Consider the following 260-nt stretch of genomic DNA (forward strand, 5'->3'; position numbering starts at 1 on the left):
GCGTCCGGAATGTCGATCTCGCCTTCGAAGACGGTGGTAGCGGGGCCGGTCATGAACACGGGGTCTTGCAAGCCGCCGGCCCAGTCGATGGTGAGCAGGCCGCCCCGCGTGTGCACCTGCACGCGCGCATCCAGCAGCCCCAGGCGGATGCCGGCCACCACGGCGGCGCAGGCGCCCGTGCCGCAGGCCAGCGTCTCGCCCGCGCCGCGCTCGTACACGCGCAGGCGCACTTCACCACGGTTCACGATCTGCAGGTAGCC

General features: G+C 71.9%; 1 pseudogene. It reads right to left on the reverse strand.

The features are described from left to right. Positions 1-260: pseudogene (locus MTCD1_RS19560) on the reverse strand (diaminopimelate epimerase); the annotation flags it as partial.

Source organism: Colwellia marinimaniae (genome assembly GCF_002207865.1).
Lineage (GTDB): Bacteria > Pseudomonadota > Gammaproteobacteria > Enterobacterales > Alteromonadaceae > Colwellia > Colwellia marinimaniae.